The sequence below is a fragment of the Vibrio sp. 1557 genome (genome assembly GCF_033340175.1).
Lineage (GTDB): Bacteria > Pseudomonadota > Gammaproteobacteria > Enterobacterales > Vibrionaceae > Vibrio > Vibrio alginolyticus.
The window spans coordinates 1-1,563 of the sequence record NZ_JAWOVZ010000100.1; the positions used below are offsets into that span (position 1 = coordinate 1).

At 44.9% G+C, this 1,563-nt stretch carries 2 pseudogenes; one reads left to right on the forward strand and one right to left on the reverse strand.

From position 1 onward, the window contains the following. A pseudogene (locus R7070_RS24940) lies at window positions 1-146 on the forward strand (AraC family transcriptional regulator); the annotation flags it as partial. 104 nt (window positions 147-250) lie between these two features. Here the strand turns inward: R7070_RS24940 and R7070_RS24945 are convergent. Then, a pseudogene (locus R7070_RS24945) lies at window positions 251-1,288 on the reverse strand (DUF4382 domain-containing protein). Window positions 1,289-1,563 lie beyond the last annotated feature (275 nt).

Genomic DNA, 1,563 nt, shown 5'->3' on the forward strand with positions numbered 1-1,563 from the left:
TGAGTATGGTATTAGAGAAGTGGTTGCCTAACTCAGGCTTTAAGCAACGTTCCACGCCCGCTTATGTTCATTATCATAAAAACCATTTCCTCAGCCATGATGAGGCGTTTGAGCTGGATTTCTATCTACCCATCAGTTTTTTCTAAGCATCAGAAACACGCGGCTTGGCGAAAAGAATGCAGTCGCATGGAACGAAAAGGCAGAGCCCAAAACAAGCGCTGCCTTATTTTTAGAATCTTTTGATAGGTGGTTAGAAATTGGCATCCGTATCAGCACCAGCCGATACCGTTAACCCACTTGTTGCTTGATAAATACTGAAGGTTTCTCCGGCGACAATACCTTCTTCAGAGTCATCATTTGCAGTGCAGGTATAGCCAACCGAGTAGGTGCCGGGTTCTACAAAGCCAAACTCGTATTCGTAATTGGCTTGCTCCATATCTGGAACCACGTTGGCTGCTGCAATTGGTGTGGCTTTTCCGTCTTCGCCAGCAAATGGCCCCATGTCCTCTTTGGCGACGCTGCCTTCATATAAGTAAACGGCGTGCGCATAGTCGTTTGCACTGGACGTATCAATTTCGCAATCTGCGTAGGTTTGTGCGGCGACATCGCCCTGAATTTCACCTGTCGTAACGGTGTTGATCAAGGTCACCGAAGTGCGCTGAATACTGTACCCTTCATTTTGACCCGTTCCGTCTTTTAAGCCTCGACGCAGATCAAACTCGACTACGAATTCATTGTTATCAGGATTAACCGCAAAGGTGTTGTTAAAGAACAATACCCCAGAGTTAGGCTCTTTACCCACGCCTTAAGGACAAGCACCATCGCCTTTGACGGTCAGTGGGATTTGATTTCCTGTCGCTTCGTCAATCACATACGATGGGTAGTCGGGGTGAGCGCCATCATTGGCAAACACACACAACTTATAGTTGCCAGAAGGAATCACTTCATCTTCAACCAGCTCTTGAACATCACTGCCTTGATAGTTGAGCAAGTTAACACTCAACGGCAGAGGATCTTCACCATCAGGAATTGGATCGCCGTTTTCATCCACGTAATTGCCTTCTTCATCGGTTTTATACACCTCAAAAATTTGTGGTGATCCGCCATCAAGAGGAAGGAAAGCGACTTTGCTGTAAGTGATGACCACTTCGGAAACGTCGTCTATCGGCGCATCAGAGACGGATAGAGTCACAGGAGTTGTCGTGGTGATGGTATTACTGTCAGAGTTACAGCCAAAGAGTGCGACTACCACCGCTGCACCAACTAGGCTGAATTTTATGGTGTTCATTGGGGTTACCTTCTTAGTGGGAAGTCTATTAAATGTAGTAGAAAATGATGAGATTTTGACCAGAAGACGGGGGCTTTTGAATACCAAATAGTTAAGATATTGTAAATTAAATACGTTGCGTAAAAGTGTGGTCAACTCGACGATATCACCCCGAATGAAGTGCTATGGTTAATATTGAATTGATTAAAAAACAAGTAGAGTAAACATCAATAACGCCACTCAAGAGGTCTCTATGTTAGGTGAAAATCACTCATTAACCCATGAATTTCCGGAAC